The 3,650-nt window shown below is 47.9% G+C and carries 2 protein-coding genes; both read right to left on the minus strand.

Annotated elements, in window-relative coordinates; translation table 11 throughout:
- The coding region (locus tag LDL35_RS14960) for a PAS domain S-box protein (RefSeq protein ID WP_304023949.1) at positions 1-2,220 on the minus strand (2,220 nt) is incomplete at its 3' end.
- A 279-nt stretch (positions 2,221-2,499) separates the two neighbouring features.
- The coding region (locus tag LDL35_RS14965) for a response regulator (protein WP_304023952.1) at positions 2,500-3,650 on the minus strand (1,151 nt) is incomplete at its 5' end.

The following is a 3,650-nucleotide window of genomic DNA, read 5'->3' on the forward strand; positions in this document are numbered from 1 at the left end:
AAGAGCACTAATCTCTTTTCGACTCCAGATACGCTCGGAGTTTTTTTCAAGAAAACCGACAGCACCCCAGATATCATTTTTGGTTTTAATAGGGACGAGAAGGATTGATTTTACTCCCTCCGGTTCAAGTATCCGGCGGTCACTTCCCTTGAGATCTTTTACGAGACTATAGATGGTCTTCTCCTGTACAAATACGTCCTCGATAATCGATCCCTCCTCGTCATTTTTCAGTCTCATTGATAAGGGAGACCGGGTCCGTCCCACACTTCCTGTTTTCGCATTCCATTCAAGTTCTGATCTGATAAGCTGGATACTGGAGGAGGGTGCCTTTTCAAGGAGACAGACACGACTGACGGATGTCGCCTCTCCAATCAGGCCGATGGTCCGAAGAGCGGCATCTTCAAAGTTTGCTGACTGGAGAATATCTGAAGCAGCCCGGCTGACCGCTTCAAAGATAGCGTTCTGTTTTCGGATCTCCAGCTCCATTATCTTTCGTTCACTGATATCCCTGAGAGTCTCAATGACTCCGATAATGTCTCCATTCAGATTGTATATAGGGGCTGCCTTAATCCAGAACCAGATCCGCTGTTTTGTAACCGGATGCAGGGTCTGTACATCAACCGTGACCCGGTCTCCGTCGATTTTTGGATTATTATACCGAAAGAGGACGGTTTCATCACGATGGAGGATATAATCCGCAAGGACCGGCCGTTTCTGGTGATAAAAGGCGACTGCACAGGCATAGTCTCCGCACCCGATAATATCCTCCTTTTTTGTCCCGGTCAGTTCTTCCATAGCCCGGTTCCATGCCGTCACTTTTCCTTCAGTATCAAGCACAAAGACAGGGTCGGGGAGGAACTCAAGTATGTCTTCAAGACGCTGGTGTGCTTCTTTAATCGCTGCTTCGTTCTTTCTCCGTTCAGTGATATCACGGGTAATGGCGAGAACAACCGGTTTTCCCTGCAGGTAAAAGAGATGGGCATTTACTTCAACCGGGACCAGAATCCCATCCTTGCGAACGAGGTCTATCTCAAAAAACCCCTGTTCATTCTGCATGAACTTTTCAGTAACCTCATTAAAATACTCCTCCATGGATTCTGGAATGATATCAGACAGGGCAAGGGTCAGAAACTCCTGGTAGGTGTACCCGGTCAGCTGGCAGGTCAGGTTATTTACTTCACGAAATCGTGCATGTTTTAAGTTCTCGGTCAGTTCCATCAGGATAATGGCATCTTTTGCACCCTCAAAAAGACGGCGGTATTTTTCTTCACTCAGTGCAAGTTTTGTCTCTGCCTCAAGCCATGCGGTAATATCCCGCCAGACAGAGATATAGTCCAGAATCTCCCCGGTCTCTGAAAGCCGGGGCGTTGTGGTGGTTTCAAACCATATCCATTTCCCTTTCAACGTCCGGAATCTGAATGATGAAGGGAGGCGGGACCAGTTCACCGTCTCGGTTTCACCACCATTCTGAAACCTTGGGAGATCCTCGGGATGAATAAATTCTGATATCGTCTTTCCCATCAGTTCCTGGGAGACATAACCGGTGAGCAGTTCACATGCAGGTGAGACATAGGATATCATTCCGTCAGGCTCCCACCTGATGATCATGTCATGAACTGATTCGGTGATAAGACGAAGATTTGACTCACTAGTACGTATTGCCTCCTGAAGGGCCTTCTTTTCAGTAATGTCCTCACCGGTGATCACAAGTGCAGGGCGTTCCTGGAAGAACGAGACGGCGGATATGGTAAACAGGTACAGCGTCTCTTTCTCTTCCCGGGTAATCCGTGCCTCTTCTGAGCGTGTTTCACCAGGTCGGACCATCCGGATGGCTGCAACAAGGTCTGGGCCAAACAGGTCATCAAGGTGTAATGCTTCAATGCTCAGATTGGAGATGGCTTCAATCGTTGAATTAATCATCCGTAAAAATGAATCATTTGCCCACCTGATGGAGAGATCCATGTTCAGGATGATGAGCATGTGAGGCGAAAAGTTGAGGATGGAGGATTCCGGCTGGATATCTGACAAATAGTACTTCTTCTTCTGCCCATGCTGGCGCATCTCAAGTTTTCCGGATGAGACCAGGTTGTCTAAGTACCGGGCAACGGTGTGCCTGTGATGGCCGGATAAGCGGGAGATATCCGATATGCTCAGGGATTTTTTCCCCCTGGTAAAGGTCTCAAGGATATCCTGATTTATTTTTGAACTGCCGGATTCCACGGTTTTATGTTTTTGTTAATAAGATTTATTCTTTCGGCCACCGGTTTATTCACCTATTAATTTCCATACGATGAAATGTGTATGCTCATGTGTGAGGCGACGTCTTCACGCCTTGAGCCGGAGTCTGCTCTGAACGCTAAAATCACACACACAGGAAAACAGGGGCCAATATATCACTATCACCGAACATGTGTTCATTCTGGTATGAATACCCCTTCCTCGATATCCCCTGTTTTTGAAAGGGCCGCTCTTTTCTGAATCAGATCAAAAACCAGGATTTTAAAGTACCTGGATATCTGATCCAAACCGTACTGATGATTCCGGGCACCCGATCTCAAATCGAGTTCGATGGCCCTCTCTCCCCGTCTCTGCAATATCCATGCCGGAGAGTGCCAGCATCTCTTTGATAAGACAGAGGGATGGATTTGACAGCAGACCATTATGAAAGGTGAATATCTTTTCTTTCTCAGTCTCTGCTATTCCCTGATCATTGTTTTCGCAGATGATGACATACCCGTTCTCCTTCACATGAAACGAGAACCGCATCTCAGTCGGCTTCTCTTCTCCATCCTGAAGGGCAACGATGAGATCTGAGAGGACGTGTTCAAAGCAGGGATCGGCATATATCTCAATGTCCTCAGGAATGAGATTTTCATACCTGATTGACTGCCTGCGCACCGCATCAATCGAATTATTAATACTGTTTCTGATACCCAGCCACGTCCGGGGCATTGTTCCGGTTCTGATATACTGCCGGGTATTTTTCAGGGCGACCCTGCCGGCATGCACATGCGTAAAAGCAGTACTGATCCCCTCTCCTGCATCCGGTAATGATGCCTGTTCTGAAAGAATCTCGTCTGCCGGCTGTACCCGGATCTGATAGATGAGTTTGAGCGCCTCTGAGAGGATCTCGATCTTTTCATGTGCGGCAGCCAGTGCGGTCTCGAGCCTGCCTCGTTCGAGGTTTTTCAGATGGAGTGACTCATTTGTCTGCTCTAGATCTTCAATCAGTTTCTGCAGTTGTGCGTTCGTATAGTGGAGCCGCTCATGGGCTACCTGCAGTTCGCTGTTATTCTTCACCGCCGTTTCATAGGTTGAAAGGAGAATGTTCAGGATCTGCATCCGACTTGAGGCGATGGTATGGACTTCACTGGAGAATACCACATCAAGCGGCTGGACAAGCTCTTGTGTGCCAGGAAGTTCCTTTGCCTGCATGATGCCCGCTATCCGGGAGAAGATATACTCAGGATCATAGGGCTTAATGATGAAGTTATCAGCACCGGCCTCAAGACCCTTGATCACATCCACCGGGCTGTACAGATGCGTCACCAGGATGACGGGGATGTCATGGAACTTTTCATGCTGTTTTACGGTCTTACACAGGGTATACCCGTCCATATCAGGCATCATCACATCAGTGAGGATGATAT

It is taken from the genome of Methanospirillum hungatei (assembly GCF_020216685.1).
Classification (GTDB): Archaea; Halobacteriota; Methanomicrobia; order Methanomicrobiales; family Methanospirillaceae; genus Methanospirillum; species Methanospirillum hungatei_B.